Consider the following 17,537-nt stretch of genomic DNA (forward strand, 5'->3'; position numbering starts at 1 on the left):
ACACTTTAAAACCGTAGCCCAAGATTGACAGTCGCTGTATGGCCAACTGTCTTTTCACTCCATTGTCCTTGATAGCCGAACGTCAAGCGAGTGGTATTGGCCGTATCGTAGAAAGTTAAGCCCGTATCCAAACGCCCGGTAACATCACCGAATTGGCTGTAGTTTCTGAACGTTCCGTCCGCGCCGCTTGCACCAGCAAATGTTGCATTAATGTAGACATCATCCTTGTTGGCGAAACTCACTTCCCCACGCAGATAGGCCTGCATCATAAGCGAACTGGTGATTGACGCTTCAACACCCACCTCAAGTGATGGTGTCGCGGAAAGTACCCATTGACCAGTACTATCCAGTTCAAGGCCGTAGGCGGTTCCGCCTTCCGTAGCGCCCCCCGAATAGAGATAGCTCGCATCAAAGTCGAGAGCTGGACGCAAGTAGGCGGCGCCACCGCTTGGCTGGTAACGATACGCCGACCCGACGCGGAAATTTGCCTGACTGATACGTTGTTTAACTGTGGCAGTCCCGCCAATGACAGGATCACCACCTGGCAATGTGCCGTAGATGTCAATCAGACGAGTACTATCATATTGAGCGGTTCCGCCATTCAGGATGCCGTACAGCTCCCACGGGCCTTTGAATTTTGACAACGAAACGCCTAGCAGTGCCCGTTGGCCTTCAGATGAGAAGCGATCACCGCTTGTCAGACTGAAATCTTCAAAACCTGTACCGAAACCGAGATAAAGATCTTCTGACAGTGGCATCCGCACGCCGGCATAAATGCCGGAGTTCTGCGTTTCAAAGCTGCGATACTGGTAAGACGCATCACGATCCAGTCTGCCAGTGCTTGCGCTCATCCAGTAACAGTTCTTGCTGTCACCCATGCGGGCGGCAAAATTGTCGTAACCACAATCGGCCATCGTGCGGGCAAAACGGTAACCCGATTGCAGAGCGTCGATTTGTGTCGTCGCGTAGTCTTGTGAACTCAGATTATCGATGGCACTCAAAACTTCAGCGCTTGTCTGCATATTCGCGATCAACGCAAACATCGGCCCCATGTTGACTGATCCTTGCCCCTGCAGGACACGTGCTGCGTGCTCAGCCGTCAGCGTTTGATTGCGGTTCATACCGGCCATCCTGAAATCGGCATATGGAATAAGATCAATAGTTGATCCATCACCGGTTGGACCATTTAGTCCGATCTTGTAACGCATAACTGGCGAACCTATTACAGTCGTTGCATCATTCGCGGTCACGCCGTCAGCATTGATCAGCACCAGAGGCTGGAGCCGATCGAGCTGATGCAGTACTGGAATTACTGTACCTGCAATCGTGGCGTCGCCAGTGACATTGATGAGATCACTTTTGCCACCCGAAGCTCGATCTTGACGGAAATAGACATCAGCAGTGTAACTTGCCGTGCTCCCAAAATTTAACGATCCAGTCAGAAGTGTTGTCTGGCTAACGTTTTGCGTCACCGCAAATTCAGAACTACCCATACGTGCACTCAGAGCGGTAGCTGGCGTATAATACGCCACACCACCGAGGTAGAGGTCTCCATCGATGCGCATCTCGCCTGCTGCACCAAGATTGACCTCATCCTGCGCGTAGAACGAAGCCCCTTGAGTGACCGACATCGAGTTGATGCCTCCGCCAAGATCAATATTGCCCACGGCACGGCCGTTGAGCGTGACTTGATCTGAACCGCTGCTGCCACCAACAATGCGATTGTTAAGTGCCATTAGGAAGCTGTCTGAAGACAGAGAAAGCGTGTTGGACGCACCACCATCGATGGTCACTGCGGCGGTTTCCACCGCTGCGACAGATGCAGGCACGCCGTTGCTGCCACCGATAATCACACCGTCAAGCGCGACATTAATATTGCCAGCTCCATCTTTTCCCTCAGACTGAGCGAATACGGCAATACCCCGCTCGCCAAGCGCCAAGACGTTGCCCGACAGATCGAGTGCGACAGTGCCACCATGCCCACTGCCACCTGCGCTACCGTGGAACAGTCCGTCGACACTCCCGCCACCGCCGCCAAGGCTCTGTGCAAGGATGCCGATTGAATCGGCACCTGTGACAACAAGATTCCCCTCGCTTCTAAATTCGATTGCACCACCATTGCCAGCATTGTCCGCCGACAAAAGCAGATCAATATTCGCAGGCGCCAAGTCAGTTCCTATGAGGCCTCCGCCTCCCCCGATGCTTTGGATGAGGAAGCCGTGTGAACGGACGCCGGCCGTGCTGAGATCACCAACATTGGTAACCGAGATGCTTCCGCCATCTCCGGTTGATCCATCGCTGGCTCCAAGGGTCAGCTTGGCCTGATCGATCCCTGCAAGATAAGCCTCACCGCCACCCGCACCTATGGATTGCACGATCTGACCGCTGGAATTGTCACCCTGCGTCGAGACTGCGCCATTCAAAGTCAGCGCGATTGCACCGCCATCATTGCGCAGCGAAGGGTCTGCACCAAGTGTAACATTCGCAGTACGCTGGCCATTATTCAGCGAGCGTTCTTCAGCGGAAACAATCAATCGACCACCGCCGCCGCCAATCGACTGTGCCAGTCCACCAGCGGAGAAGTTACCACGCGTCGATACATCGCCCTGGCGCGTTGCAAACACATCGCCACCAGAAGAATCGTCAGTGTTGATCGCGCCCAGTAGCGCACTCAGTGTGACATCACCAGCGATGCTGGATGCCATTGTGGTAGTCGATAGCCCACCACCACCACCAATGCTCTGGATGAGCATACCGGCGGATCGATCGGCCGTGGTTGCAATATCTCCCTGATGCGACTGACGTATGGCAGCGCCATTATTGCCATCGACATCATTGCCGCCAAGGGAAAGACTACTCGTTAGCGAGACCGCAGCGCCACTATCTGATCCATCTTCAACGGTCGACGCAAAGTCGAGGAATGTGTCGACATTGCCACCGCCGCCGTTCACCGACTGACTGAAGATCGCCTGACTGCCTTCTCCCGTGACGATAATATCGCCTGTGCTGTTGACTGTGACGACACCGGCGCTTCCCTTGGTCCCAGTACGGGCACCAAGTGTTGTGGAGATGAGATAATCAGCCGCCATGACGGCCGGCGTTGAAATTGAAAGCGCTGCATTACCGCCACCTCCGCCGACCGACTGCGCAAAGATGCCAAAACTATTCTCACCGCTTACTCGAATTGTACCGCTGTGATTAACAGTAACGTCGCCGCCATCCGCTCCATCACCGCCCGCTCCGCCGATCGCTATCTTTGAATAGGATTGTCCGCGAGCCTGGTTGACAAGATCGTTGAGAGAAAGCGCTACGGCCATTCCGCCATTGCCACCACCGCCGCCAACAGACTGTGCCAGCACGCCATAAGACTGCTTGCCAGCGACACTAATTTCGCCTGTGTTGGTAACAGTTACAGCGCCGGCCGCATTTCCGCTGCCACCTGAACCGCCGATGTTCAGTGCCACTGATGGATTGGACTCGGTTCCTTTCTGCAGCGAGAGTGTACCGGTGACGGAGTAGCCACCATTTCCGCCGCCGCCGCCGATAGACTGCGCAAGAATGCCGTGGGCCTTGTCTCCGCGCGTGATAATCAGTCCGTCATTGACAACATCGACCGTACCACCGCGACCGCCGTCGCCGCCAGAGCCCCCGATACCCAATTGCAAACCGTGTTCGCTATTGGACACACTTGCGGGCTTTGTCACGGTGAGTGAGAGCACCTCGGCACCATTACCGCCACCACCACCGATGGATTGTGCAAAGATACCGTGACCCTCCTCACCGTCAGTGATGATCCGTGCTGCAGTTGAATTGCCAATAACAACGTTTCCGCCAGCACCACCGCTGCCGCCTGAGCCACCTATCAACAGCGCATTGCGCGTGCTGTTATCGGCATCACTGCCTGCAACGATATTGCGCACATGTTGCGCGTCACCGCCGCCGCCGCCGACTGCCTGCGCAAATATGCCGGCCGCTTTCTTGCCCTGGGTACCAATATCGGTGGTGTTGGTCACGCTGACGTTCCCTGAAACCGCGCCTGTACCACCGGAACCACCGATTGAAAGTGTCGATGTGCTGGCAATTGTCGAGCGCAGATTGACAATGGTATTTTCGACCAGTCCACCCTTGCCACCGCCACCGCCGACCGACTGCGCCATGATACCATGGGCATTATTGCCAACCGTTGTCACCACTTGCGCATTGGCGACAGTCACATCGCCCGAGGTCATGCCATCGCCACCTGTTCCGCCAATATTGATTGACGTGGTCGTGCCGATTTCTGTGCCCTTGACGGTATTCTTCACAATATCCAGGATCGATGTGCCTGCTTTGGCATAACCCGCAGTACCACCCGCTCCACCGATGGATTGAGCGAGGATACCAACCGAGTTTTCACCCTCGGTTGCAATAAGAGCTGTGCTTGTCACATCGACATTGCCTGATGTGCCGCCTGTGCCGCCATTGCCACCAACATTGATCGAATAGGAAGTCGCTTTCCCTGCGGACCCAGTCGTTCCTCCACCATTGCCACCGCCACCGCCAACAGACTGTGCGAAAATACCGTGTGACTCTTCGCCAAGCGTATAGATTAGCCCCGCCGCCGCAACCTCGACATTCCCAGATGCACCGCCCTGGCCGCCTTCGAGACCAATTTTTGCAGAGAAACTGTTGCCAGCCTTATCGCCGTCCTTGGGTGTTGTGAGCGAAACAGATGTCGACGACGAGTTACCCCCACCATTACCGATCGACTGCGCAAAAAGGCCATGAGAACGCGCGCCTTGTGTCAGTACCACGCTGTCGCTGTTTATCCTGACGTCACCTGCGGATCCGCCCGTTCCACCTGTACGGCCGATTGTAATACCAATATTGCCATCCTCGCCACCTGTCGTGAGCATGTTGTAGCCAGCATTACCACCACCGCCGCCCACTGACTGGGCAAAGATGCCGTGGGACCCTTCTCCTTGCGTGTAGATAACGCCGGAGTTGTCCACCGATACGTCACCGCCAGTGCCACCAATCCCCGTACCACCACCAATCGCAATGCCAAAGCCTTTGTTCTTTGAGGCATCGCCTGTTTCGAAGACCATACCAGCGTTGAAGGCCGCGTTACCTCCCCCGCCGCCTAGCGATTGCGCGAACACGCCATGGCTATCTTTTTGCAAGGTTACTATGTCACCAAAATGCTTGACGTCGACTTCGCCGCCGTTGCCAGCATTCCCCGCCGATCCACCGATGGCAATAATGGCCGAATTGACGGTCTTGCTACTACCGCTACCTCCGCTTCCGGTGGCGGCATCAGCCGTATCAATCTTGTCGGTGATGCCTGAAACAGAAGACGATTGCACACCATCATTCACAGTTTCCTTACGATCCTCACCTGAACCACTATTGCTACCAGACCCAGTGGTTTTGCTGATCCCGAGGACCGCATTGATACCTGCGTCACCGCCGCCGCCGCCAATGCTGCTTGCTTCAATGCCGTGTGCGCCGGATCCATCTGTTATGATAAGTCCAGCCGATTGCAGCAACGTTCCACGATTGATTGTCACACTCCCAGCATGACCACCATTACTGCCACTGCCACCAATTCCGATACCGACAGGCGAGCTGTCCTTGGTTGCGACCGCGGTAACATTGATACCACCCGTACCGCCACCGCCGCCGATCGATTGTGCAAAGATGCCGCGCGAGTGATAGCCTCGCGTTGCGATGTCGCCGTTTGATGTTACTTCAACATTGCCTGCATCAGCACCAGTGCCGCCATTTCCACCCAGACCGGCAACGATACTGAGGTCAGTTGCGCCGCCCGAACTGTCGGAGCTGCCCCAGTTTAGTTGACCGCTAACGTTAAGCGCACCATTACCACCGCCACCTGCTATAGACTGCGCCAGGATACCGTGTTTCCAATTGCCTTCGACTTCAATGGTTCCAGCATGATCCACAGTAACGTCACCTGAGACATTGCCGACGCCACCAGAACCGCCCACTCCGAATGTGACGGAAGGAATCTTGCCATCCTTGCTGATGGCGACGCCGCCAGATACATTGAGACCACCATTGCCCCCACCGCCGCCGATAGATTGAGCCATGATACCAGCCGATCCCTTAGTATCGGGCAAAGTCTCATCGCTTTTGAAGAGGCCCAAATCAACAAACAGAGACTTCAGCCCAAAGTCGCCGACTAATCCCTCCGTGGTATCCACGATCGAGTTTCCGAGGACATCTCGGAGTTTGGTTTCAAAACTCTGATCACTCGGCTCATCGAAGTCTGAAGGATCCGTCGTAACTCGGATATCTGCCCGAGCGGTAACATTTACATCATCAGCCGAGCCGGCATTGCCGCCCATGCCGCCAATTCCAACGATCAACGAGGTATCAGAAACAATGCCGCCACTAACATTCACGCCGCCATTGCCGCCACCGCCACCGACCGATTGCGCGAGAATGCCGGATCGGCCACTGCCATGTGACAAAATGGTGCTGCCAGAGCCAATATTAACATCAACCGTGCCAGCATTGCCACCGGTGCCGCCGAAACCACCCACACCGATGAGCACGCCATAGGATTTGCTTGCATCGGCCTGGCCTTGGCCTGGCTTGCCGCTAATGGCGACGCCGCCGCTGACGTTCAATCCACCTTGACCGCCGCCGCCGCCGATCGACTGCGCAACCACACCGTCAGCACCCTGCGTTTCATTAAAGCTCACACTTCCGTCACTGTTGATGGTTCGTGGTAGTGCACTGAGCAAACCACTATAGGAAAGTTCGACCGCGCTGGCATCTCCGCCCCCACCGCCAAAACCACCCACACCTGCTGAAACGGAAAAAATCGTGCTTGAGCCCGATGGTTTGGTTAGAGCGAGCGATCCTGAGATATTGGTGCCACCGACACCACCGCCGCCGCCGAGGCTCTGCGCCATAAGACCTGTCGAGCGATCACCAAAAGTATTTACTGTTCCAATGACATCTAGCCCGACCGTCCCGGCATTTCCACCAGCGCCGCCAAAGCCGCCCAGACCAAGGGCTACAGCAGCTCCAGATTGCCCTGTCAAATTAACTGCGCCGGACACATTGAGGCCGCCGGTACCACCACCGCCGCCAACAGACTGTGCCATCACCGCAATGCTATCATCTCCGATAGTGGTTATGTTGTCATAAGCATCTGTGACGCGCACTTTGCTGGTCACGTTCCCGCCATCACCACCGCCGCCGCCAAAACCACCCAGGCCGAGTGACGCGGAGCCACCGTTCTGCTGGCTGAGGTTGAGGCCACCCGAGACACTCATACCGCCGTTACCACCGCCGCCGCCCAGGCTCTGCGTCACGATGGCTGAACTTCTGTCGCCAAACGTCAATACGCCACCGGTTACATCGGATGCGGTCAACGCACCAGCATTCGCACCACCACCACCAAAACCACCGACACCCAATGCGACGGCAGCACTTGTCTGCCGAGACAACGACACACCGCCGCTGACATTCAGGCCTCCATTACCACCACCGCCGCCTAGACTCTGGCTCAGAATGCCGATGGCATCCAAACCTTGGGTTTCAACATATCCAATTACCGTCTGATCGACGGAACCAGCTACACCGCCATCACCACCAAAACCACCAATACCAAGTCCAACAGAACCAGAAAATTGTGGGGCGACCGACAAAGCACCGGAAATATTAATCCCACCATTGCCACCGCCGCCGCCAAGGCTCTGCGCAACGAGGCCGGCAGAGCGATCACCAGCAGTTAAAACAATGCCTTCATACTTACCGGTCACGTCACCGGCGAAGCCACCAGAACCACCAAAACCACCCACGCCAACCGCGGCACTACCGGAGCCATTTCCAGAAAGGCTAAGAGCTCCAGAAACGTTGATGCCACCATTACCGCCGCCGCCGCCAATCGACTGCACCAATACCCCGGTTGCGTCATTGCCCTGCGTGGAGACATTGCCAGTCAGATCGTTGTTCGCAGTAGAGGCGCTGCCTCCTGAACCGCCAAAGCCACCGATACCGACGCCAACAGCACCACTGTTTTGTGCAGCAAGGCTGACGGCGCCTGAAACATTTATGCCACCATTGCCACCGCCGCCGCCGAGCGACTGCACCACAACGCCGCCTGAACGATCGCCCTGAGTAAATACATTACCGTTCATTATGTTTGAAGCACCAGCACCTGTACCACCGGACCCTCCGGAACCACCGATACCGACGCTTGCTGAACCAGAACCGTTTCCAGATATGCTGATGGCTCCTGAAACATTGATCGCTCCATTGCCACCACCGCCACCAGCAGATTGAACAACGACGCCAGCCGCGTCGTTGCCCGCAGTCTGAATGTCTCCATCGATCGTGCTATCGGCAACTCCAGCATTGCCACCATCGCCGCCACTACCACCAATACCGACCGATACGCCTCCCGATCCTGATCCGGCGACTGTCACGGTGCCCGATACATTGAGGCCACCATTACCACCACCTCCACCCAGAGACTGGACCACAACCGCAGAGGAACTATCTCCTTTAGTGGTCACATCACCGGTCAATATCGAGGTTACAGCACCAGAAGCGCCACCCGATCCGCCTGAACCACCGAGACCTACGGCCGCACCACCTGATCCCGTACCCGCAACCGCAACGGTCGCAGAGATATTCATGCCTCCATTGCCGCCGCCGCCGCCAAGCGACTGCACAAGCAGGCCTGTAGATTGATCACTATTGGTGCCAAGGTTACCAGTAACTTGGCTATTGACCACACCACCCGAACCACCTGCGCCACTGCTCCCGCCAAGTCCGACGCTGACCGCGCCGGAACCAGTGCCAGCACCGCTTCCAGCAGCCGACACATTGAATCCGCCGTTGCCACCGCCGCCGCCAATGGACTGGGCAACGATTGCGGAGGACTGTGAGCCTTGCGTCAGGACGTCATTTTTAACCGTTAAGTCGACTTGACCGCCATTACCACCACCAGAGCCGCTACCGCCAAGGCCAACTGATATCGCACCTGATCCAGTTCCAGCCCCCGATAGCGATGGCGCGATATTGAAGCCACCATTGCCACCGCCGCCGCCGATCGACTGCGCAACTATACCGCTTGAAGCATCGCCGCGCGTCTCGATATTGGCGTTGGTCTGCGCAATAACCGCCGCACCATCGCCACCGCCTGCGCCGCTGCCTCCTAGCCCGACAGTTACTGAGCCCGCCCCGACACCCGCCGCCGACACGCCCGCACTGACATTAAAGCCGCCATTACCACCGCCGCCGCCAATCGATTGGGCGACAAAACCTGTTGAAGCAAAGCCTTTCGTCAAAATTGTTCCGTTCGAGGTTGCATTCACCGAGCCGGCATTGCCACCCCCAGCACCTGATCCGCCAAGTCCAACACTAACGGTTCCTGCGCCGGTACCGGACCCTGCGATCGAACCGGACACGTTGAAGCCGCCATTGCCACCGCCACCGCCAATCGATTGAGCAACGAAGCCCGAAGAACGATCGCTTTGGGTCTGGATATATCCATTGGTGGTGAGAGTTACCGCACCACCCGTTGCTCCAGCACCGCCTCCGCCACCAAGGCCGACACTCACAGCACCACTGCCGACACCAGATCCGCTAATCGCACCTGAAACATTGAAGCCGCCATTGCCGCCACCGCCGCCAATCGACTGAGCAAGGACAGCCGTAGAGTCCGTGCCTTCTGTCGTGACGTTACCAGTGACAGTTGCAGTAACCGTAGAACCGTTACCACCACTGCCCCCGGACCCGCCAAGTCCAACTGAAACCGACCCGCTTCCTACACCCGCACCCGAAACAGTGCCTGAAACAGAAAAGCCGCCATTCCCGCCGCCGCCGCCTATCGATTGAGCGACAACACCTGCCGCGCGATCGCCCTGCGTTCCGACGTTATTATTCACTTTCGCAACGACAGAGCCACCGGCACCACCTTCGCCTGCGGATCCACCCAGCCCGACCGAAACAGCACCAGCGCCGGCGCCCCCACCCGCAGCGCCAGCTGCGATCGCGAAGCCACCGTTACCACCACCACCGCCAATTGACTGAATGAGGATAGCACCCGCATCGTCATTTTCCGTGACAACGACAGCATCGACCTGAGCGCTGACTGAACCGCCAGATCCACCCTTTGAAGCAGAACCACCCACGCCCACATTAATAGAACCCGCGCCGGCACCGGCGCCAGCAGCACCCGCAGCAACAGTATAACCGCCGTTGCCACCGCCACCGCCAACGGATTGGGCGACAATTGCCGTCGAAAACTGACCCGTTGTCCGAATGACATCACCGCCAGCGATAAGATTAACATCGCCACCGGCACCGCCGCCCGAGCCACTGCCACCAACGCCCGCACTGATCGTCCCGGAGCCTCCACCGCTTGCGGCTACGCCAGCAGCAATACTGCCGCCACCATTGCCGCCGCCACCGCCGACAGATTGTGCCAACAAGGCGGATGAGCTGTTGCCACGCGTGGTAATGTCCGCATTCGTATAAACGCGAACCAGACCGCCCTGGCCGCCATCCCCACCCGAACCGCCGACACCAACAGATACACTACCCGAGAATATCAGTGAGCCACTTCCAGCTGCAGCGACGGCGAGACCCCCGTTACCGCCGCCGCCGCCAATTGACTGAAAAATCATACCGGCAGAACGCTCACCCGTGGTGACAACGCTACCCGAAAAACCAGGCGCTGTAAGGTTACCGCTCCCATCAACAACGCCGACACGCACTTCTCCGCCTGCGCCGCCCGATCCGGCCGACCCGCCAACTCCAACAGCCAATGAGCCAGAAACCGGACCCGCAGAGGCTGCTGCCGAAATCGCATAACCGCCGTTGCCGCCACCGCCGCCAACCGACTGGAGCAACACACCGGTTGCGTCCGCGCCTTCAGTTTGGACGCTTGCCTCACCACTGCCGGTCAAAATTGCCGTGCCACCTGCACCGCCGCTACCGCCAGAACCGCCGACAGACACGGAGGCTGCGCCGAACGCACCGACTGCAACGCTGACCGCACCGCCGCCGTTACCGCCACCGCCGCCAATCGACTGGACGAAAACACCAGTCGAACGATTGCCTGTAGTGAATATCTGTGAAGGCTGGTTCGAGTCCGTGTTGGACAGGGTCACATCGACATCACCGCCCGCACCGCCCGCACCACCTTTACCACCGATCCCGACGCCAGCAAAAAGCCCAACAGCGCCCGAAGATCCACCGTTACCGCCGCCGCCGCCAATCGATTGGGCAAGAATGCCCATGGCGTCATTACCCTTGGTAGTAATCACACCATCATTTGTCACACTGACCGTGGCGCCAGCGCCACCACCGGAACCGCTGCCACCGACCGCGACCATGCCACCGCTAGAGCCCCCATCACCACCACCGCCTCCAATCGACTGCGCAATAATCCCGCGCGCGCCTTCACCTTCAGTCGCTATACGGCCGTAATTGGTAACTGTAACTGCTGAACCATGACCACCTTTGGAACCATTGCCACCGATGCTTACCAGGCCAAAGGCATCCGCCCCTTGGCCGCCAGAACCACCAATGGATTGCGCCATAATACCATCTGAAAGATCACCCTTCGTCAGGATTGACCCACTTTCACCGTTCATCACAGTAACTGCGCTTCCATCGCCGCCGTTCGATCCGACGCCGCCCAAAGCCAGCGCGACTAGACCTGCAGCTGTCCCACCTGCTCCACCGCCGCCGCCGATTGATTGGGCCATGATGCCGCGTGATGCGAAGCCATTAGTCTGTATCTGACCGCGATTATCAACATGGACCTCACCGCCATCACCACCATTATCAGCGCTACCAATAAGTGAGACCAGCAAATTGCCGCTCGTCCCCGCAGATCCGCCAGATCCGCCGATCGACTGTGCAAATATGCCGTGAGAATAATTTTGCTCGGTCAGAATTTGCGCGCCGGCAAATGTATTAACGTCGACGCGTCCACCGCTGCCACCGTAACCACCGCTACCCGCTTCGCCCACAAGGCCCCATTGATCGCCGCCATTCCCCCCATTATTGCTGACACTCAAAGCATAGATGCCGTGCGCACCTTCCCCATTCGTTGCAATCACGCCATATTGATTGACTGTGACGTAACCGCCATTTGATGAATGCCCGCCTGTACCGCCGCCAGGCGCAGCAAAACCGCCACCCCCATCACCGGCCTCACCGCTACGGCTGTAAGCAAAAATTCCGTGGTTGCCCGAACCAGTTGTCTTGATTGTACTGGAGGAGGCCTGTGTTGCGTTAACTTGCCCGCCAGCACCACCGTCACCACCGTCACGTCCGCTCCAGAAGCTGGCGTAAGAGTTACCCCCTTTTCCACCATTTCCGCCGACACTGCCAATCTCCCAACCAATATTAGAGGTTGCATTAACATTGCCACTGAGCGTCTGGACGTTCGTCGGGCCAGCCGCTCCGTTTCCGCCAGAAGATGGCGGCACAAACAACGCGCCAGCGCGACCGTTGCTCCCGTTCTTGCCGTAGAAAACCTGTTTAACACCGTTGGGCCCGCTCACATCGACGGGTGGGGTCAACGTTCCTTCAGAACCAGAGCTATTAAAATTCGTATTGAAGGATGTGGTCGTTTGGCCAATATCAAATGAGGCACTGCCACTCGCCTCAGCACTGGTCACCACAGCGGAGTTTCCACTCAACGACGTAATAGCGAAAGCAGTCGGGGGCGTATCTGCGTTATAAAACTGTTCTCCCACCGTCTTTACGAGAAATGTGTAACCATCCGCCGTTTGAACAAATGCTGTCGTGCCAGCAGTTGCAGTACCTGCCGGATCAACCCGCAGCGCACTGACCGTTGTAGTGGCGCCCGTTATGGGATTTGTAACGGTTTTCCCCAGTGAGGACGTCTTCGAGGGTTGAGGCGGTGGCGGATCTTCGGCAAAGGCGGTCGGAATACCAATTGCAACCTGAATGCTTAATAATGCAGCCAGTCGCGCCGATTTGCGCACAGGTTTTCTCGATGCTTGCTCGCGCTTGCGATCCGTCATGACGCCGCCCCGTCCTGTTTCCTAATATCCATGCAAGTGCAGACACAAAGGTCTGGTGCACAGGATGCATCTAAACTCTATAGACTTGAATCATTTGTATGGAATTCCCCCCGAGCGCGCCCCGCATTTTCAATTGAAGAGGAAAATGCAGAAACGCCCGTTATTTTTAATGTAACAAGATCATAAGTTGTTAGCAAGTAATAGAGAGTTAATTATCAAATTCAATTATATCAAATAAATAATAATAATAGATTTCTATTTAAAATAAGCTTGATCATCGTATGAATATACATTATCTAATGAATAATATTTCGTGTGAGCTTAGAAATAAATCATGCCTATCGCGATGTATTTCCTCTAATATATCATTCAGCTAAAATAGATGTATTAAGACGCAACGCGCGCAAATTGTGGCGGAAACTCAGTACTGCAACTCTATACTGTATATGGAGCTCGAGGAATTCCATTATACGAAACTGATTTTTCTTATATGTGGAATGAGATCTCAGGCGGAATTCCGAATGCACTGCCATACGTCGCCATGCGTCCGCGGCGCCCGATATCCGGAGCAGTCAGCATGACAACGCCTTCCCATTCACTTTTTTTCATCTAGCAATTGAACCAATGATAGCTACGGGACGTCGTTCTAGGTGCATTCTCAGTGAAGGAAGGGCACACTTGTCAAGAATGACTCTTTTGCTGCGCGAAGGTGAGCGAATGATATGCTTCAAATTCAAGTAAATATGGTCCCTTAAAGAAACGGTCTTCTTTCCCAGCCGCCCACTTAAAGCGAACGCTTACACTCCAAGGCATGGCGCAGAGAAGCGGGCACCCGTTTTCCGACAAGGACATGCGCGAAGCCAATGAGAGAGCGCACCTGTTGAGCTGACAGGCGCATTGAGCGATGCAATTTCGGCTTCGCCTTCAGTTCCTAAAGTAATGGAGGCAGCAAAGGCCCATCCGTGTTGAAGGCCATTACGGATGGGCTGTCGTCAAAGCGCTCCAAGGCGTCGACCCGATTGCCGGTTCTTACGTAATCAGGGGGCCGGGTTCAGTTCTGCGATTCTCTCTTAATAATACGCATACCGTTCGAATATTCAGTATAGCCTCCCTGGTTTCCTCGGGGAGCAACAATACGAGGCTGCTCTGGCCTGCTGGCCTGCTCGGGTCGCTGCACTGGTCTTTGAACGGGAGGCCTTGCATAAGCATCATTTCGCTCGCGCCGTGGGCGGCGTGAATCATTCCGCCATCTGTCCGAACGATACTCACGACGATCGCGATAATAGCGGGAATCATATCTCGGGCCGTTGCGATAACTAATACCAGACCCCGAATAGTATCCGCCATATGAAGGGCCGTAATCCCTATAGCCATCGTAAGAGTACGATTCACTGACGCAACCAGACAACGTGAATGATAGAACTATGACCGTGCCGATCGACGTCAATGCTTTGAAAATGGTCATAATTTGCTACCTCGCTTGGTGAACATTTCGATTGGGATAATCGACCCTCGGGCGTTAAAGCGCAAGTCACGAAGTTCATGGTTCTTGTTATTGTCCGAGATCGCAAAACTCGGCGTAGCAATTGATCGCCAAGCCGCTGCCCTGTTATGGCTCGCTTCTAAGAGTTTTGGCGCATTCGAATTGCAAGAAGCCTGACACCGTCGGCAATGCGATTTATGGGAATGGATGAATAAGCAATGCGAAAGTAACGACACGGCCTGTCGTCGCTCCAGAAGAATGGCGCACCAGATTCGATAAGCACACCGTCCTCACGCAGATCCCGCGCAAGTTCGTCCGCATCCATACCTTCAGGACCTTCTATCCAGAAGGAAGTACCGCCAAAACCTGACTTGCCGGCGATCTTCAATCCTTCCTGTTGCAGCGCGTTGATCATAACAATATGGCGCTTGTGGTATTCGATACGCATTCTATGAATAACCGCGTCGTAGTGGCCAAGCGCAAGAAAATACGCAGCAGTTCGCTGCAGATGACCAGGGGGATGGCGTAACATCAGTGCGCGTAGCGCTCGCGCTTCTCGAATGACCGTTGCTGGCGCGACGAGATAGCCAAGCCTCAAGCCTGGAAAAAGCGACTTCGAAAAGCTACCCACATAAAGAACACGACCATATTGGTCGAGGGATTTCAGGGCCGGGGTTGGCGGCTGGAGAAAACTCATCTCAAACTCATAGTCATCCTCAACAATGACGAAATCGCGCTCAGCTGCTGCTTCAAGAAGTGCAATGCGTCTTGCACGTGACATCGTTGCAGCTGTGGGCGACTGATGGCTTGGCGTAACGAACACCGCATCGATCCCGCGGGGAAGCAGTTCAGGTGGCAAGCCACCCTCATCAACATCAAGTGCCGACACACGAGCACCAGTAAGATGAAGCGTGGCGCTGATATCGGGATGCCCGGGGTTTTCGCAGACGACATGCGAATGATTTGACAAAAGCAAGTGGCTGATAATCCAAAGCGCATTTTGCGCACCAACCGTTACCAATATTTCATCGGGTTCTGCGCGAATACCTCGGCTCGGCAGCGTTCGTGACCGTATGTAGTTCACAAGTTCAACATCGTCCGCAGCAGCGAAGTCGCCAGCCATGAGAACGAAATCTTCTCGCGCCAAAGCACGTCTGGCGCAATCGCGCCATGCAGAAAGATCAAATAAGCTTTGATCCATTTGCCCGTAAAGAAATGGGTAACGATACCGGCGCCAATCGAGTGGCTTACGAATGGTCTTGGCGATATTGAAACCCGGCCGCAGCTTGGAAGACCAGTCCACCGCTATGTCGGGCACCTGTAGGAAATTCTCGTCCGGTCGACTGATCGGAGGCGCTACAGAGACATGATAAGCACTTCGCGAATGCACTTCGAGATAGCCCTGCGAGACAAGTTCCTGATATGCCAATGTCACGGTCAGTCGCGATATTTTCAAATAATCCGCCAGCCCTCGTGTCGACGGCATGCGCGCACCCGGCAAAATAGCACCGGACAGAATGGCAGATACGGTTGTCTCACGAATTTGCGCCTGCAATCCTGTATTTCGATTGCAGTCTATGAAGAAAATAGTTGGTGAGACTGCCCTCAAATCTTGCTCCTAGAGTCAGCAACGATGCAGAACCTCCTGTTCCATTGCAGTTGCTTACAATTGATGGTCGCGTTTTTCTTTCAGATTCTCCAACTCCAAAATTTTGCCGCTAAGGGAATTTTTTAGACTGGCCCTCCCGGCAAAACCACCTTCTCCGAAGAACTGGACTTATTGTCTGTTCTAACTGGCTATAAGCCAAATCTATGGAGATGGCTATCGTTCGTGATCGGAACTGAAGATTGGCGGAAAACGTCAACGGGCATGCCGAAGTCAGCCATGGTTCATAAATGGAAGGGGAACTCCATGAACTATTTTACAAGCACGAAACGGGTGATTTTATTTTCAGCGCTCGCAGCTGTTTCAACATCAGCGGCTAACGCGGAGACGACCGTCGTCGTCGGTTACCAGCAAATCGTTGGTCCATTTCTCACGGCTATCGCGGACGGAAGATTCGATGCGGCAGCCAAAGAAGCCGGATATAAGATTGACTGGCGACAATTTGCATCGGGCGGCGATATTTCGACCGCACTCGCATCCGGCAATGTGCCAATCGGCGTGATCGGATCGACAGGTATCGCGGCAGCATCCACACGTGGTGTCGAACTCGAGCTGTTCTGGATACTGGACAATATCGGCAAATCAGAAGCACTCATCGCACGCGAAGGCTCCGGCATCGAAAAACCTGAGGATTTGAAGGGTAAGAAGATCGGTGTACCATTCGTCTCCACAGCGCACTTTCATCTTCTTGTAGGGATGAGTGACATCTGGAAGATCAATCCACGCGACGCAGAAATTCTGAACATGACCCCGCCGCAGATCGTTGCTGCGTGGCAGCGCGGTGATATCGATGCCGCCTATGTCTGGCCACCGGCGCTCTCTGAAATTCTTAAAACCGGCACGGAAATCGCTAATTCCGAAGAGATCGGCAAAAAAAGCGTACCAACGTTTGACGGACTTGTTGTGGACAAGAGCTTTGCGGCTGACAACCCGAAATTCATGGCCGCTTTCACGACAGTGCTTAAGAATGCCTATGCCGACTACAAGGCAAACGGCGTCCAATGGACAGCAGATTCCGACCAAGTTAAAGCAATGGTGAAACTAATCGGTGGCAATGCGACTGATATACCGGACGCGCTAAAACTGCTGTCTTTCCCATCCGCCGAGGAGCAAGCGTCTCCAACATGGCTCGGTGGAGGCAAAGAAAGCGGCGCGCTAAAGTCCATCACTCAGAGCGCAAAATTTCTCGTCGACCAAAAACAGCTCGACAAGGCTCTGGATGATTACAGCGGCTATGTAAATGGCAGCTTTGCCGAAGCCGCAGCAAAGTAATTACGCGAAATAAATCAAGCGACTCTGCCAACGTAGGCTCGTTGAGCCCAGTTGTACTGAGATGGTTCCGCGCATTCCTTGTGAATGCAAC

At 55.4% G+C, this 17,537-nt stretch carries 3 protein-coding genes; 1 reads left to right on the plus strand and 2 read right to left on the minus strand.

What is annotated here, in order from left to right:
• Window positions 1-5: 5 nt before the first annotated feature.
• Complete coding sequence (locus KMS41_16985) at window positions 6-13,025, minus strand: hypothetical protein (protein ID QWK79190.1); 13,020 nt, start codon at window positions 13,023-13,025, stop codon at window positions 6-8.
• 1,622 nt (window positions 13,026-14,647) lie between these two features.
• Window positions 14,648-16,117 carry a PLP-dependent aminotransferase family protein gene (locus tag KMS41_16990; protein QWK79191.1) on the minus strand — a complete coding sequence of 490 codons (1,470 nt, stop codon included), beginning with the start codon at window positions 16,115-16,117 and terminating at the stop codon, window positions 14,648-14,650.
• Between the two features lie 303 nt (window positions 16,118-16,420).
• Between KMS41_16990 and tauA the strand changes: the two genes are divergently transcribed.
• Entirely contained in the window at window positions 16,421-17,446 is a 1,026-nt protein-coding gene (gene tauA / locus KMS41_16995; protein ID QWK79192.1) for a taurine ABC transporter substrate-binding protein, read from the plus strand.
• The last annotated feature ends 91 nt before the right edge of the window (window positions 17,447-17,537 follow it).

The organism is Ochrobactrum sp. BTU1, from assembly GCA_018798825.1.
Taxonomy (GTDB): Bacteria; Pseudomonadota; Alphaproteobacteria; order Rhizobiales; family Rhizobiaceae; genus Brucella.

Coding starts and splice junctions, on each gene's coding strand:
- KMS41_16985 (QWK79190.1), bottom strand. CDS start 13,025: ATGACGGATCGCAAGCGCGAGCAAGCATCGAGAAAACCTGTGCGCAAA.
- tauA (QWK79192.1), top strand. CDS start 16,421: ATGAACTATTTTACAAGCACGAAACGGGTGATTTTATTTTCAGCGCTC.